The sequence below is a fragment of the Metallibacterium scheffleri genome, from assembly GCF_002077135.1.
Taxonomy (GTDB): Bacteria; Pseudomonadota; Gammaproteobacteria; order Xanthomonadales; family Rhodanobacteraceae; genus Metallibacterium; species Metallibacterium scheffleri.
Genome location: NZ_LDOS01000001.1, coordinates 126,831 through 141,856, shown reverse-complemented (window position 1 = coordinate 141,856; position 15,026 = coordinate 126,831). Strand labels below are relative to the sequence as shown.

General features: G+C 68.6%; 11 protein-coding genes. 7 read left to right on the top strand and 4 right to left on the bottom strand.

Features of this window, described 5'->3' with window-relative positions; genetic code table 11:
- The first annotated feature begins 1 nt into the window (after window position 1).
- The 5 genes from Mschef_RS00620 to Mschef_RS00600 all read left to right on the top strand — a co-directional run bounded on the left by Mschef_RS00620 (window position 2) and on the right by Mschef_RS00600 (window position 10,264).
- On the top strand, window positions 2-3,241 hold the full coding sequence (locus tag Mschef_RS00620; protein WP_081125934.1) for an efflux RND transporter permease subunit: 3,240 nt from the start codon (window positions 2-4) through the stop codon (window positions 3,239-3,241).
- Window positions 3,238-6,360: an efflux RND transporter permease subunit gene (locus tag Mschef_RS00615; RefSeq protein WP_081126736.1), complete on the top strand. Its 3,123-nt coding sequence runs from the start codon at window positions 3,238-3,240 to the stop codon at window positions 6,358-6,360. Before Mschef_RS00620 ends, Mschef_RS00615 begins: the two co-directional genes overlap by 4 nt.
- A 467-nt stretch (window positions 6,361-6,827) precedes the next feature.
- Window positions 6,828-7,985 (top strand): murein hydrolase activator EnvC family protein, encoded by a 1,158-nt coding sequence (locus tag Mschef_RS00610; protein WP_168708886.1) that lies wholly within the window; start codon window positions 6,828-6,830, stop codon window positions 7,983-7,985.
- Window positions 7,986-8,098: 113 nt separating this feature from the next.
- Window positions 8,099-8,845, top strand: coding sequence for a CPBP family intramembrane glutamic endopeptidase (locus Mschef_RS00605; RefSeq protein ID WP_081125932.1), 747 nt, complete (start codon window positions 8,099-8,101; stop codon window positions 8,843-8,845).
- A 150-nt stretch (window positions 8,846-8,995) separates the two neighbouring features.
- Window positions 8,996-10,264: a S41 family peptidase gene (locus tag Mschef_RS00600; protein ID WP_242426404.1), complete on the top strand. Its 1,269-nt coding sequence runs from the start codon at window positions 8,996-8,998 to the stop codon at window positions 10,262-10,264.
- Between the two features lie 7 nt (window positions 10,265-10,271).
- Here the strand turns inward: Mschef_RS00600 and tatC are convergent, their stop codons facing one another.
- Genes tatC through Mschef_RS00580 form a run of 4 tightly spaced genes read right to left on the bottom strand, consistent with a single transcriptional unit; the run spans window position 10,272 to window position 12,685 of the window.
- Entirely contained in the window at window positions 10,272-11,045 is a 774-nt protein-coding gene (gene tatC / locus Mschef_RS00595; RefSeq protein WP_081125930.1) for a twin-arginine translocase subunit TatC, read from the bottom strand.
- Complete coding sequence (tatB, locus tag Mschef_RS00590) at window positions 11,042-11,680, bottom strand: Sec-independent protein translocase protein TatB (RefSeq protein ID WP_081125929.1); 639 nt, start codon at window positions 11,678-11,680, stop codon at window positions 11,042-11,044. The genes tatC and tatB overlap by 4 nt, the downstream gene beginning before the upstream one ends.
- Before the next feature lie 9 nt (window positions 11,681-11,689).
- Window positions 11,690-11,938, bottom strand: coding sequence for a Sec-independent protein translocase subunit TatA (gene tatA, locus Mschef_RS00585; RefSeq protein WP_081125928.1), 249 nt, complete (start codon window positions 11,936-11,938; stop codon window positions 11,690-11,692).
- 57 nt (window positions 11,939-11,995) lie between these two features.
- Window positions 11,996-12,685 (bottom strand): lipid-binding SYLF domain-containing protein, encoded by a 690-nt coding sequence (locus Mschef_RS00580; RefSeq protein WP_081125927.1) that lies wholly within the window; start codon window positions 12,683-12,685, stop codon window positions 11,996-11,998.
- Window positions 12,686-13,060: 375 nt separating this feature from the next.
- Here Mschef_RS00580 and hemH point away from each other — a divergent pair, with 375 nt between their 5' ends.
- Window positions 13,061-14,179 (top strand): ferrochelatase, encoded by a 1,119-nt coding sequence (gene hemH / locus Mschef_RS00575; protein ID WP_081126734.1) that lies wholly within the window; start codon window positions 13,061-13,063, stop codon window positions 14,177-14,179.
- Window positions 14,163-15,020: an alpha/beta fold hydrolase gene (locus tag Mschef_RS00570; RefSeq protein WP_081126735.1), complete on the top strand. Its 858-nt coding sequence runs from the start codon at window positions 14,163-14,165 to the stop codon at window positions 15,018-15,020. The genes hemH and Mschef_RS00570 overlap by 17 nt, the downstream gene beginning before the upstream one ends.
- Window positions 15,021-15,026 lie beyond the last annotated feature (6 nt).

Sequence of the window (15,026 nt, the reverse complement as noted above, 5' to 3'; positions counted from 1 at the left end):
CATGACTGAAGCGGTGCCAGGCACGGGCGTCGGCATCTCGACGCTGTTCATCCGCCGCCCCATCGCCACCTCGCTGCTGATGGTGGCCCTGCTGCTGTTCGGCATCTTCGGCTATCGCACCCTGCCGGTGGCGGCGCTGCCCAACGTCGAGGCGCCGAGCCTGCAGGTGACCACGCAATATCCGGGCGCCAGCCCCTCGACCATGGCGCGCCTGGTGACCACGCCGCTGGAGCGCCAGTTCGGGCAGATTTCCGGCCTGACCATGATGAGCTCGAACAGCTCGCAGGGTCTGTCGGTGATCAACCTGCAGTTCACCCAGAGCCGCGATATCGCCAACGCCGAGCAGGACGTGCAGGCCGCGATCAACGCCGCGCGCGGCACGCTGCCCGCGGCGCTGCCGTATCCGCCGGTGTACAACGCGGTCAACCCGGCCGATGCGCCGATCCTGACCCTGGCGCTGACCTCCAACACCCTGCCGGTGCGCGATGTCACCAATTACGCCGACAGCATCCTCGCGCAGAAGCTGTCGCAGATCTCCGGCGTGGGCTTGGTCAGCGTCGAGGGCAACATCAAGCCGGCGGTGCGCATCCAGGTCAACCCCGCGGCGCTGGCCAACCTCGGCCTCACGCTCGAGGACGTGCGCAGCGCCATCACCCAGGCCAACGTCAACGCGCCGCTGGGCAATCTCAACGGCAGCACGCAAAGCTTCACCATCGGCGCCAACGACCAGTTGCCCGATGCCGCGGCCTACCAGAACCTGATCATCAGCTACGTCAACGGCGCGCCGGTGCGGCTCAGCGATGTCGCCAGCGTGGTCAACGGTGTCGAGAACGACCAGGTGGCCGCGTGGGCCAACGGCAAGTCGGCGGTGCTGCTGGACATCCGCCGCCAGCCCAGCGCCAACATCGTGGAAACCGTGGCGGCGATCCGCGCCGAGTTGCCGGCATTGCGTGCGGTACTGCCGGCGGGGGTCAACCTCGGCATCTTCGCCGACCGCACCATCACCATCCGCGCCTCGGTGGCGGACGTGGAGTTCACCCTGCTGCTGGCCATCGTGCTGGTGGTGATGGTGATCTTCGTGTTCCTGCGCCGGTTGTGGGCCACGGTGATCCCATCGGTGGCGGTGCCGTTGTCGCTGATCGGCACCTTCGGCGTGATGGCCTTCGCCGGATTCTCGCTGGACAACCTCTCGCTGATGGCGCTGACCGTGGCCACCGGCTTCGTGGTCGACGATGCGATCGTGATGATCGAGAACATCGTGCGCTACATCGAGCAGGGCAAGCAGCCGCGCGAGGCCGCTGAACTGGGCGCCAAGGAAATCGGCTTCACCATCATCTCGCTGACGGTGTCGCTGATCGCGGTGTTCCTGCCGCTGCTGCTGATGCCGGGCGTGACCGGGCGCCTGTTCCACGAGTTTGCCTGGGTGCTGACGATCGCGGTGGCGCTGTCGGCGGTGATTTCGCTGACGCTCACGCCGATGCTGTGCGCGTATCTGCTCAAGCCCGGCGCGCTGCCGCAGGAGCACAGCGCCGATGGCAAGCCACGCGGTTTCTTCGCGCGCATGCTCGGCGCCTATGAACGCAGTCTCGACTGGGTATTCGAGCATCAGCGCACGATCATGGGCGTGTTCGCGCTGAGCGTGGTGGTGACGGTGTTTTTGTATGTCGTCATCCCCAAGAGCCTGTTGCCCGAGCAGGACACAGGCCTGATCACCGGCGTGGTGCAGGCCGACCCGAGCATCGCGTTCCCGTCCATGGAGCGACGCATGCAGGCGGTGATGGCGGCGGTGCGCCGCGATCCCGAAGTGGCCGGCGTGGCGGGGTTCGTCGGCATCGGCGATACCAACCCCACGCTCAACCAGGGCCAGCTCAGCATCGTGCTGACGCCGCGCGCGGAGCGCTCCAGCCTGGCCAGCATCGTCGCGCGCCTGCAGCGCAGTGCCGCCGATGTGCCGGGCGTGGCGCTGTATCTCAAGCCGGTGCAGGACGTGACCCTGGATACGCGCGTGGCCGCCACGCAGTACCAGTACGTGATGCGCTCGCTGGATGCCGCCGCGCTGAAACAATACGCGACGCGCATGTCCGCCGCATTCCACAAGCTGCCCGAGCTGGCCGATGTGGACAGCAATCTCGCCGATCGCGGCCGCGTGATGGACCTGCAGATCGACCGCGCCAACGCCAGTCGGCTGGGCGTGCCGATCCAGACGATCAACGACACGCTGTATGACGCCTTCGGTCAGCGCCAGATCTCGACCATCTTCACCGAGCTCAACCAGTACCGCGTGATCCTCGAGGTGGCGCCGCAGTTCCGCAACATCACCGCGCTGCTCGATCAGCTCACAGTGCGCAGCAACGGCAGTGGCGCGCTGACCGGCAGCACCGCCACCAGCTTCGGCCAGGCCGCCTCCAGCAACACCTCCACCGCCACCGGCATCGGCCTCAGCAACACCGGCATCAGCGTCGGTGGCGGCAGCAGCGTGCCGCTGAGCGTGCTGGTGCACGCCAGCGAAACCACGGCGCCGCTGGTGGTCAGCCACCTCGACCAGATGCCGGCGGTGGTGTTGTCGTTCAATCTGGCGCCGGGCTATTCGCTGTCGCAGGCGGTGGACGCGATCAACACCGTACAGCAACAGATGCAACTGCCGGATTCGGTCCGCGCCGGCTTCATCGGCTCGGCGGCCGAGTTCTCGTCGTCGCTCAGTCAGGAGGTGCTGCTGATCCTGGCCGCGATCCTGGTGATCTACATCGTGCTCGGCGTGCTGTACGAGAGCTACATCCATCCGCTGACGATCCTGTCCACGCTGCCATCGGCCGGCGTCGGCGCGCTGCTCTCGCTGATGCTGTTCGGCCTGCCGCTGTCGATCGACGGCATCATCGGCATCATCCTGCTGATGGGCATCGTCAAGAAGAACGCCATCATGATGGTGGACTTCGCCATCGTCGCGCAGCGCGAAGGCATGACGCCGCAGCACGCCATCCGCCATGCCGCGCTGCTGCGCTTCCGGCCGATCATGATGACCACCGCCGCCGCGCTGCTGGGCGCGCTGCCGCTGGCGCTGGGCACCGGTATCGGCGCAGAACTGCGGCAGCCGCTGGGCATCAGCATCGTCGGCGGCCTGCTGCTGTCGCAGCTGGTCACGCTGTACACCACCCCGGTGGTTTACCTGTACCTGGAGCGCTTCGCGGCATGGCTGCGCGCGCACGGCGTGCGCCGCGTCAACGTGGACGGCAGCGTGACATGAACATCTCGGCACCTTTCATCAAACGCCCGGTCGGTACCTCGCTGCTGGCCGCCGGCGTGCTGGTGATCGGCATGATTTGCTACTTCCTGCTGGGCGTGGCGCCGCTGCCCAACCTCGAGTTCCCGGCGATCTTCGTGCAGGCCAGCGTGCCCGGTGCCGACGCGCGCAACATGGCCAACACCGTGGCCGCGCCGCTGGAGCGGCATCTCGGCCAGATCAGCGGCATCGACACGATGAACTCGTTCAGCTCGGAAGGCTCCAGCTTCATCGTCATGCTGTACAACGTCGGCACCAACATCGACAACAAGGCGCGCGACGTGCAGGCGGCGATCAACGCCGCCGCGCCGGACCTGCCCAGCAGCCTGCGCGTGCCGCCGATCTACCGCAAGGCCAACCCCAACAACGCGCCGGTGCTGATCCTGGCACTGACCGGTACCACGCAGCCGCTGTCGCAGCTTTACAACTACGCCGACACCACGCTGTCGCCGCGCATCTCGCAGATTCCCGGCGTGGCGCAGGTGGACATCAACGGCGGCGCCACGCCGGCGGTGCGCGTGGATCTGAACCTGCGCGCCATGGCCGCCATGGGGCTGACCGGCGACCAGGTGCGCAACGCGCTGGTCGCTGCCAACGTCATCGAGCCGATGGGCTATCTGTCGGATGGCCACACGCAACTGGCGATCAACGCCAACACGTCGATGACCCAGCCGGATCAATTCGCCGACGCCATCGTCGCGGTGCGCAACGGCGTGCCAGTGCGACTGAAGGACATCGCGCACGTCTACTCGGGCCAGCAGGACCAGTACCAGGCCGCCTGGTACAACGGTCAGCGCGCGATCCTGCTGATGATCCGCAAGCAGGCCGATGCCAACGTCATCGCCATCGTCGATCAGGTGCGCGCGCTGCTGCCGCAGCTCACCCCGGATCTGCCCGCGGGGGTCAAGCTGACGCCCTTCTTCGATCGCACCCCGACCATCCGCGCCTCGGTGGACGAGGTGCAGATCACGCTGCTGATCAGCCTTGGCCTGGTGATCATGGTGATGCTGCTGTTCCTGCGCCGCTGGGCGCCGACGCTGATCGCCGCGCTGGCTGCACCGCTGTCGGTGACCGGCGCGTTCATCGTCATGTACGTGCTCGGCTACACGCTGGACAATTTCTCGCTGATGGCGCTGGTGATCGCGATTGGTTTTGTCGTCGACGATGCCATCGTGGTGATCGAGAACATCCATCGCCATCTCGAAAAGGGCCTGAGCCCGATGGATGCCGCGCTGGCCGGCACGCGCGAGGTGGGCTTCACCGTGGTCTCGATCACCGCGTCGCTGGTGGCGGTGTTCGCGCCGTTGCTGTTCATGACCGGCTTCTTCGGCATGCTGTTTCGCGAATTCTCGATCACGCTGGTGGCGGCCATCCTGATCTCGGCGCTGGTTTCGCTCACCCTGACGCCGTCGCTGTGCGGGCAGTTCCTGCACGCGCATCCGCCCGCAGCGGAAGCGTCGCGACTGGGACGCAAGCTGGAAGCCTTCCACGCCGGCATGCGCGCGCGCTACGCCAAGGCGCTGGAGTGGGCGCTGCGCCATCCGCGCCTGATGGCGGCGCAGGTGCCGCTGCTGCTGGTGCTGACCATCGCGCTGATGGTGGTGATCCCGAAGAGCTTCTTTCCGCAGCAGGACACCGGCGCCATCCAGGGCTCCACGCAGGCGGGCGCCGACATCTCGCCCGCGGTGATGATGCAGCTGCAGCAGCGCGTGGCGAAAATCGTGCAGCAGAATCCATCGGTCGACAGCGTCGGTTCGCGCCTCGGCAGCTGGCACGGCAGCGGCAACACCGGCACCTTGCTGATCAATCTCAAGCCGCTCGGCGACGGCCGCAGCTTGACCACAGAACAGGTGATGAACCAGTTGCGCCTCGCTACCGCGCATGTGCCCGGCATCTCGGTGTTCCTGCGTCCGGTGCAGGACATCGGCGGTCCCGGCGGCGGCAACAGCAAAACCCTCTACAGCTACAACCTCAAGGGCGACAACTACGCCGAACTGGAGGCATGGACGCCGAAACTGGCCGCGGCGATGCGCAAGTCGAAAATCTTCACCGATGTCAGCACCAGTCTTGACGGCTCCGGCCTGCGCGAGACGCTGCATATCAACCGCAATACCGCGGCGCGCCTCGGCATCGGCATCGGCGCCATCGATGGCGCGCTCTATGATGCCTTCGGCCAGCGCCAGATCAGCACCATCTACACCGACATGAACCAGTACCAGGTCGTGCTCAATGCCATGCCGTCGATGGCGGCCACGCCCGAGTCGATCAAGCGCCTGTATGTGCAAAGCAGCTCGGGCGGCATGGTGCCCATGACCGCACTGGCCACGATCACGCCCGGCCTGGCGCCCACCGAGGTCGATCACGAAGGCCAGTTTCCGGTGGTCAGCGTCAGCTTCAATCTCGCGCCCGGCGTGGCGATGAGCGCCGGTTACGCCGCGATCAATCAGTTGATGAAGGACCTGCGCCTGCCTGGCGACATCCATGGTGGTTTCGGCGGCGATTTCCGCCGCTTCACCGAGCAGCAAAACAGCACCCCGCTGCTGCTGCTGGGCGCGCTGCTGGCGGTGTACATCGTGCTCGGCATGCTCTACGAAAATCTCATCCACCCGATCACGATTCTTTCCACGCTGCCCGCCGCCGGCTTCGGCGCCATGCTGGCGCTGCTGATCACCAACACCGAACTATCCGTCGTCTCGATCATCGCCATCGTGCTGCTGATCGGCATCGTCAAGAAGAACGCCATCATGATGGTCGACTTCGCGCTGGCTGCCGAGCGCGAGCGCGGTCTGGCGCCGATCGATGCGATCCGCGAGGCCTGTCTGGTGCGCTTCCGGCCGATCATGATGACCACCATGGTGGCGATGCTGTCGGCGCTGCCGCTGGCGATCGGCTTCGGCTCCGGCGCCGAGTTGCGGCGCCCGCTGGGCATCGCCCTGGTGGGCGGTCTGCTGTTCTCGCAGGCGCTGACCCTGCTCAGTACCCCGGCGATCTATCTGCTGTTCGACCGCGCCAGCCAGCGCCGCCGCGCACGCCGTGCCGCGCGCCACGCCGCGCGCGCGGCCAGGCAGCCGCTGGCATCCTGAATGCGGCGATCGGCCACGGCGCCCACGTTGTGGGCACGCTGTGCTATGCAGAGCGCGCCGGTCCCGCCGGTGCCGAGCTGACCCGTCCGATGCAAACCCATCTCCGATGAGAACCGATGGCACACTGGCCGAATGGCAAGACGTGCGCAGCTTCGGTTTCGGTCCCGTCAACCCGGTTCTCCGCGAAGTCGTGGTTCACGTCACGCGATTGCGGACGTGGTGCGGGATGGACCGCGCCACCCGCGCACCGGCATTGCGCTGCGCCGGGCGCATGCACTGCGCGCACATGGCCGCGTGCGCGCGGGCGCGCTGTTTTCCGCGCCACTGCACCGACGTGCCGATGGATGGCGACGGGCACGGCGAGCCTTGCGAACGGCCACGGTGCACAACCGTGTTTTCGCCATGACCCTTGTCGTCACCGCCTGCGCTGGCTGTGCAAACACCCATGCTTGTCGTGGTCGCGATTGATGATTCCCGCACCGCGCGCGCGTCTTGCCGGTTTGCTGCTTTGGGCGTTTTCCGGCACCTGCTTGGCGGCCGCGCCGAGCACACCGCCCGGGGATGTCGCGCGCAAGCAGCAGGAAGCCGTGACCAGCGCCAGGCTGGCCCGGATCAGGCAGCAGATCGCCGCGCTGGCCTCGGCGCAGCAACAGACCGCCATGCAGCGCGATGCGCTGGACGGCGAGATCGCACAGGCCTCGCAGGCACTGGCCCAGGCGGCCACGCTGCGCGCGCAGACCGCGGCGGCGCTGCTGGCCAGCCAGCAAAAACTCGTTGCGCTGCAGGTGGCCGTGGGCGCGCAGCAGGCGCTCCTGACGCAGCAGCGCGAGGCACTGGGCGCGCTGTTGCGCGCTGCCTACGCGCTGGGCCCGGAGTCGGATCTGCGCGTGCTGCTGGGTGATGCCGACCTGGCGCATCTGACGCGCGCATTGGCCTACACGCACTATTTCCAGCGCCAGCGCCTGGCGCAAATTCGCGCGCTGCTGACGGCGCTGGAGGTGTTGCGATCACGGCAGGCCGCGCTGGCCGCACAGCAACGCCAGCTCGTGCAGGCGCAAAGCGCGGCGCAAGCCAGCGACCTGGCGCAGCGCGAGGCGCGCAACCGACTGCAGGGCCTGCGTGCGCAGGCCGCGGCGCGCTTCCGCGATCAGGGCGACAAGCTGGCCGCGCTGGCGCAGCAATCACGCGATCTGCAAAACCTGCTGGCGCGCCTGCGCGACATCTTCGCGGACATCCCCAAGCAACTGCCCGGCAACGTCCCCTTCGCGCAACTCAGGGGCCACTTGCCGTGGCCGCTGCGCGGCAGCGCGCGCGCCTGGCAGGGCGGGCTGCTGATCGCGCCCGGCGCGCACAGCAAGGTGCGCGCGGTGGCCAACGGTCGCGTGGCCTATGCCGACTGGCTGCGCGGCTTCGGCATGCTGGTGGTGGTCGATCAGGGCGATGGCTGGATCACCCTGTACGGCAACAACGAGAGCCTGCTGGTGCAGGTCGGCGACTGGGTGAGCCCGGGGCAGGTGATCGCCAGCGCCGGTACGCCGGCGGCGGGCTTCGATGGCGTGTATTTCGCGCTGCGCCACGCCGGCCAGCCGGTGGACCCACGCGCGTGGCTGATGCCGCGACCCTGAGCAACGCCGGCACGTGATGCGGCGCACACTGCGCGCCTGGCGTTGGTCGACGATACCCGCGGACACGATGCGTGTCACAGGCGGCATGCCCGCAAACGGCCATAGTGCGGGCCATGGCATCCACCACCCCCGCCACCCTTGCGAATACCCCGCCTGCGCCCTGCGCGGATGCGATCGATTGGCGCCTGGTGCTCGGCGCGCCTGGCTTGTATCTGTTGCTGCTGGTGGGCATGGCGCAGGGGTTGGCGTTGCTGGGCAGCGCTGCGTTCGCGCCACCCGACGCGGGCGCGCAGTACGTATACGGCTCGCTGGCGTTGCTGCTGACCCAACTCGGCGCCGGCCTGCTGACGTTTCGCTGGCTGCGCGCGCGGGTCGGCGCGCGGTGGCGGGCGGGCAGCGCGTGCGGTTTCGGTTTCGGCGGCAGCACACGCGCCTGGATGCTGGCCGGCGAGGGCAGTGGCCTGATGCTGGCGCTGGCCGCGGTCGCGCTGGCCTGGCTGCTGCCGCGACATGGCGCGCCGCATCTGGCCAGCCTGCTGATCGCGCTGCCGGCGCTGCCGCTGGCGAGCACGCTGATCAGCGTGTTGCTGGCACCGTTGTTCGAAGAGGGCATTTTCCGCGGTGCGCTGCTGGGTGCGCTGGCGCCGGCGCTGGGTCCGCTGGGCGCGGGCGTGGCCAGCACCGCGCTGTTCACCGTGCTGCATGTGCCCGAGCAAGCCGGTTACTTCTGGGGCCTGCTGCCGATCGCCGCGCTGGGTGGCCTGGCCGCGTGGCTGCGTCTGCGCTCCGGTTCGTTGTGGCCGGGCATCGTGGCGCACATGTGCTTCAACGCATTGCTCGGGCTGGGTGCGCTGCATTGAGCACCCGAACGCGGCAGGGCGAACCGCGCGCCGCGGCGCGCGGCCACGGCACGGGCATAATGCCGGCAGTTGCCGGAGTCCGCGATGCGTCGCCTGCCGATCGTTTTTGCCTGCATGCTGTCCGGCGTTTGCGCCACGGCCGGAGCCGCCGTGCCTGCGCTTGCGGGCAGTGTCGCGCCGGCTGTCGCGAGTTCGCTGCCGAGCGCGCATGCCGGACCGGATCTCAAGGACATCGCCATCTTCACGCGCACCTTCGAGATCATCAAACAGGCTTACGTCGAGCCGGTGAGCGATCACGCGCTGATGCAGTCGGCGCTGCGCGGCATGCTGTCCGGGCTGGATCCGCACAGCGAATTCCTTGACGCCAGGGCGCTGCGCCAGTTCGACGAGGACACCAGCGGTGAATACGCCGGGCTGGGCATCGAGGTCGCCGAGGTCAAGGGCACGCTGCGCATCATCGCGCCGATCGACGGCACGCCCGCGCAGAAAGCCGGCATCCGCGCCGGTGACATCATCCTCGGCATCGACGGCAAGGCCATCGACCCGGATGCGCTGGATGCTGCGCTGGATGCGTTGCGCGGCAAGCCCGGCAGCGTCATCACCCTGACCATCCTGCACGCCGGCGCCAGCCAGCCGATCAATCTGCGTCTGGTGCGCGAATTCATCCAGGTACCCAGCGTGCGCTCGCGCCTGCTGGTGCCGGGCTTCGCCTACCTGCGCATCAGCCAGTTCCAGGCCGATACCGCCAGCGAACTGCAGCGCCAGCTCGATGCCCTGCAGCGCAAGGACGGCCCGCTCAAGGGTGCGGTGCTGGATTTGCGCTCGAATCCAGGCGGTCTGGTGACCGCGGCGGTCGCAGTGGCCGATGACTTCCTTGACTCCGGCGTGATCGTCAGCACGCGCGGGCGCCTGCCGCAATCCGACACGATTTTCCGCGCCACACCCGGCGATCTGCTGCATGGCGCGCCGCTGGTGGTGCTGATCGACGGTGGCACCGCCTCGGCCGCCGAGATCGTCGCCGGCGCACTGAAGGACAACCACCGCGCCGTGTTGATGGGCCGGCGCAGCTTCGGCAAGGGTTCGGTGCAAAGCGTGCTGCCGCTGCCCGACGGCGCGGCCATCAAGCTGACCACGGCGCGCTACTACACGCCCGACGGTGACTCCATCCAGGCGCGCGGCATCAGCCCCGACATCGAGCTGGCCGACAACCTGCGGGTGAGCGTGAGCAAGGCGCCGGAGCTGAGCAGCCGCGAAGCCGATCTGCTCGGACATCTCGGCGGTTCCGGCAACGTGGCCGCGAGCAGCGGCGGCACGGGCACGCTGGCCGCCGAGGACTGGTGGCTGGATCAGGCCCTGCACGTGCTGCAGGCGCTGGTGGCCACGCGCGCGCGGCCGGCAGCGGCCGCATCCGCGCCTTGAAGCACGCTCAGCGCTCGTTTTCGTCCTGGTGTTGTGCGGCGCGCGCGGCCTTCTGCCGCACCAGCATGGCGGCGACCAGCACGCCGATCTCGTACAGCAGCACCATGGGCACCGCCAGCAGGGTCATCGACAGCACGTCCGGCGGGGTGATGATCGCGGCCACCACGAACGCGCCGACGATGACGTAGCGCCGCGCGCTGCGCAGCTTGGCCACGCTGACCACGCCCATCGCGGCCAGCACCACCACGATCACCGGCACCTCGAAGCACAGGCCGAAGGCGAAGAACACGTGCAGCACGAAGCTGAGGTAATGCCCGATGTCGGTCATCATCGACACGCCGGGCGGGGTGACCAGGGTGAGGAAATGGAACGCCGCCGGCAGGATCAGGAAATAGGCGAACGCGCAGCCGGTGTAGAACAGCAGCACCGCGGCGATCAGCAGCGGCAGCGCCAGGCGTTTTTCGTGGCGGTACAGGCCGGGGCTGACGAAGGCCCAGATCTGGTACAGCACCGCCGGCATGGCCGCGAACAGCGCCACCACGAAGGTCAGTTTGATCGGGGTGAGGAACGGCCCGGTGACCTCGATGGCGATCATGTGCGCGCCCTTGGGCAGGCGCTCGATCAGTGGCCGCGCCAGCAGCGCGTAGAGTTTTTCGGAAAACGGCAGCAGCGCCAGCAGCGCCACGAGCACGGCCAGCGCGGCCTTGAGCAGGCGCGAGCGCAGCTCCAGCAGGTGCGCGATCAGGCCGCCGGGGCTGTCTGGGGCGTCAGCGGCGCTCATGCGGAGTGCGGCGGGGCGGGCACCGGGCGGGCAGCGGCCGCATCCGCATCCGGGGCCACGGCGAGCGTCGCCGCCGGCACCTGCTGCAGGCGCTGCGCGATCTCGGTCAGCGATTGCGCCACGGCCTGCGTGGCCGGGGCCGTGGCGTCCGCCAGCGCGGCCGCGTCGGCGGCCATCTCCGGCGTGGCGGCCAGTTGGTCGGCGGCGGCACGCAGATCGGCGGCAACCGCGCGCAGTGCGTCGCGCTCGGCGCCGGCCGCGCCATCCAGGCGTGCCGCCAACGTGCGCAACTCGCCGATGCTGCGCGCCAGTTCGGCAGACACCTCCGTCATGCCGGCGCGCGCCGCGTCCGCCGCGTGCACGGCCGGCTGCAGCGCTTCACGCGCTTCGCCCAGCGTCGCGCGCGCTTCGCTGGCCACCCCACGCAGCGCCGCGGCGCCCTCGCGCCACTGCCGGGTGAGCGCGTCCTTGTCCAGTTCGCCCGCCACCTCGGCCTGCACGCTGGCCCAGGCCGTGCGCGCACGCCGCACCAGCGCCCCGGCGGTCCGCGCCGCGCCAGGCAGCTTCTCCGGGCCCAGCACCACCAGCGCCACCACCGCAATCAGCAGCAGCTCGTTGAAGTCGATGCCGAACACGGGCGCCGCTTACGGGGCGTGATCCTGCGGCTTGGCCGCATCCTTGGCCGCCTCCGCGACCGGCGCATCCGCCTGCAGGCGCTCCACGCTGCCGTCCTTGGCGTCCTTGGCCGCGTCCGCGTCCTCCTTCATCGCTTTCTTGAAGTTGCGCACCGCCGCGCCAATGTCCGAACCCGCGTTGCGCAGCTTGCTCGTGCCGAAGATCAACAGCACGATCACCAGCACAATCAGCCAATGCCAAATGCTGTCAAAACCCATGTTCCAACTCCCGCGCGCCAATGCGCGCCGATGGCACCGTAGTGGCCGGCGCTTGCCTCACTGAGTGTACTCTTCGAGCGTGTTGCGGAACTCGACGATCGCGGGCGGCACCTGCTTGACCTGACCGTCGAACACGCGTCGCGCGGTCACGTTGGTGCCATAGACGCGCTGGTCGGCGGCGTTGTCGATGCCGATGCGCGCGCCATCCAGCGCCACGCCGGCGAACAGGCCGCGCGAGCGCGAATAGGAATAGATGGCCGCGTCAAAATGACCATTCGTGCTGACATTGGCATAACGCCCCACCGGTCCGGCCGCCGCCGATGCATCCGCGCCGATGGTGAACTCGCCGTGGATCAGGCGCTTGACGCCGTCCTCATTGGTGAATACCAGGATCACGTCGGTCGACGACACGCCCGCCTGAAAGCCCACGCTGGCGCCGGTGAGGCGGATGTAGGCTGGATCCGACCAGGTGCCGTCGGGTTTCTTGATCGATACCAGGCCTTCACCAAAGCGGCCACCGAAAATCAGCCCGGCCTTGATCACGTTCGGGATCACCGCGATCGCGTGGGCGACCTGCATCAGGCTGTGCGGCACCGCGCGATCGGGCGCCATCTGGATTTCCGACAGTACGCGCGTGGCGCTCTGGGCGCGCTGGGTATCGCGGTCGATACCATCCTGGGCACCCGCCACGAAAGGCAGCAACAGCGTCAACAGCATCAACAGCACTCGCAAAGGTCGCAGCAACATGAGGCACTCCTTCAAATCAGATTGGATGAGTTTGCAAAACCGCGCATTCTGCCGTGGTCTGCCGACAAACGCTCGCGGCAATGGCCGCGCCACGTTCGTCGCGGCGGCACGTGGGCATCTGCGCATCCTGCTCCTGTAGCCAGGCCCGGCCCGCACCATGCATGGTTCCAGCGTGCTGCGGCCCTGCGTTCGCTGCACGCGTGCGCCGCAGCAGTCTTGCAACCACCCGCTGGCAACTCGACGCGGACAACGGACGCGACAACAGGTCGCAGCGCACAAGGCCCACTCTATATGCCGGTGCGCGCAACCGCGCGTGAACGCGGCCTACACGCGCGCCTGTGGCAGACTCGCCGCGCCGTCACTGCCCGCCGCGTCATGCCTGCATCCTCGCACTACACCGGCCTCGCCGGCTACGCCCACGACACGCCAGCGCGTGCCGCCGTGCTGTTGGTCAACCTCGGCACGCCGGAGGCAGCCACGCCCAAGGCCGTGCGCGAATATCTGGCCGAATTTCTTTCCGATCCGCGCGTGATCGAGTATCCGCGCTGGTTGTGGCAATTGGTGCTGCATGGCGTGGTTCTGCGCGTGCGGCCCAAACGCTCGGCGCACGCCTACGCCAGTATCTGGACCGATGCCGGTTCGCCGCTGCGCACGCACAGCGAAGCGCTGGCCGCGGCCTTGCAGCGCACGCTGGGCGATCAATGCGCCGGCCCGGTCAGCGTGGACCTGGCCATGCGCTACGGCCGGCCCGCGATACGCGAACGCATCACCGCGCTGCAGGCCGCGGGCGTGCGCCGCCTGCTGCTGCTGCCGCTGTATCCGCAGTATTCGGCCACCTCCACCGGCAGCGTGCTGGATGCCATGGCCGACACCATCAAGCGCCTGCGCTGGCCGCCCGAGCTGCGCGTGATCAACGACTATCACGACGACGCCGCGCATCTCGACGCGCTGGCCGACAGCGTGCGCCGGCACTGGGCGGTGCAGGGTCGCGGGCAGAAGCTGTTGCTGAGTTTCCACGGTATTCCGCGGCGCTATGTGCTCGGCGGTGATCCGTATTACTGCCAGTGTCTGGCCACAGCGCGGCTGCTGCGCGAACGCCTGGGCCTGGGTGCGGGCGAAGTGCTGCTGACGTTCCAGTCGCGCGTCGGTCGCGAGCGCTGGCTGCAACCGGCCACCGACGTTACGTTGCGCGCGTTGCCCGCGCAGGGCGTCAAGCGCATCGACGTGCTGTGTCCGGGCTTCGCCGTGGATTGTCTGGAGACGCTGGAGGAAATCGCGCTGCGTGGCAAGGCGGATTTCCTCAGTGCCGGCGGCACCGTGCTGCACTATATCCCCGCGCTCAACAGCGGCGACGCGCAGGTGCGCGCGCTCGCCGCGCTGGCGCTCAGGCACATGGCCGGCTGGCCGGAACTGGCGCCCGATTTCAATCCCGCGGTCCATGCTGCCCTGCAGGCCAGTGCCCGCGAACGCGCCGCGCATGACTGCAACCGCTGAGCCGCTGCGCATCACCTTGCCCGGCCTCGGGCTGGATCTGGCCGCGCTGGCCTGGGGCGATGCGCACGCGCCACCGCTGCTCGCCCTGCATGGCTGGCTGGACAACGCCGCCAGTTTCGCCGCGCTGGCGCCGCTGCTGGCCGTACAGTACCGCGTCATCGCGCTGGACTTGCCCGGCCATGGCCACAGCGCGCACCTGCCGGCCTCGGCGCGTTACGACCTCGCGTTGTTCGTGACCGCGGTGCGCGATGCGGTCTGCGCGTTACGGTTGACGCGCTTCGGCCTGCTCGGTCACTCGCTGGGTGGCGCCGTGGCCAGCCTGTATGCCGCGGCGTTTCCCGCGCAAATCGCGCAACTCGCCTTGATCGAGGCGCTGGGTCCCATCGCTGACGACGGCAGCGCCACGCTGCAACGCTGGCGCGATGCGCTGGCCATGCCAGTCGCCAAGTCCGTGCGCGTGTTCTCCGATGTCGAACAGGCGTTGGCCGCGCGCTGCCGCTCCACCGGCCAGCAGCCGGGCGCCATCCGCGCCATCGTCGAACGCGGCCTGCGCCCGCAGCATGATGGCTGGGTATGGCGCAGCGATGCGCGTCTGACCACGACCACGCCGTTGCGCATGGCCGAGTCGCAAGTGCATGCGCTGCTGGCCGGCATCGCCGCGCCCGCCTGGCTGTTGCTGGCCGAGCCGGAAAGCCCGTATCTGCCCCATGCGCTGCTGCGCATGCGGGCCGCCCGCGTCCCGCACCTGGTAATCGACACGCTTGCCGGTGGCCACCATCTGCATGGCGAGCAACCTGCACAGGTCGCCGCGCGGCTGCGCGCGTTTTTTCGCGACGCCTGATCCGCG

Bases quoted from the DNA above. Each gene is read 5' to 3' on its own strand.
- Mschef_RS00620 (WP_081125934.1), top strand. From the start codon at position 2: ATGACTGAAGCGGTGCCAGGCACGGGCGTCGGCATCTCGACGCTGTTC.
- Mschef_RS00615 (WP_081126736.1), top strand. From the start codon at position 3,238: ATGAACATCTCGGCACCTTTCATCAAACGCCCGGTCGGTACCTCGCTG.
- Mschef_RS00610 (WP_168708886.1), top strand. From the start codon at position 6,828: ATGATTCCCGCACCGCGCGCGCGTCTTGCCGGTTTGCTGCTTTGGGCG.
- Mschef_RS00605 (WP_081125932.1), top strand. From the start codon at position 8,099: ATGGCATCCACCACCCCCGCCACCCTTGCGAATACCCCGCCTGCGCCC.
- tatC (WP_081125930.1), bottom strand. From the start codon at position 11,045: ATGAGCGCCGCTGACGCCCCAGACAGCCCCGGCGGCCTGATCGCGCAC.
- tatA (WP_081125928.1), bottom strand. From the start codon at position 11,938: ATGGGTTTTGACAGCATTTGGCATTGGCTGATTGTGCTGGTGATCGTG.
- Mschef_RS00580 (WP_081125927.1), bottom strand. From the start codon at position 12,685: ATGTTGCTGCGACCTTTGCGAGTGCTGTTGATGCTGTTGACGCTGTTG.
- hemH (WP_081126734.1), top strand. From the start codon at position 13,061: ATGCCTGCATCCTCGCACTACACCGGCCTCGCCGGCTACGCCCACGAC.
- Mschef_RS00570 (WP_081126735.1), top strand. From the start codon at position 14,163: ATGACTGCAACCGCTGAGCCGCTGCGCATCACCTTGCCCGGCCTCGGG.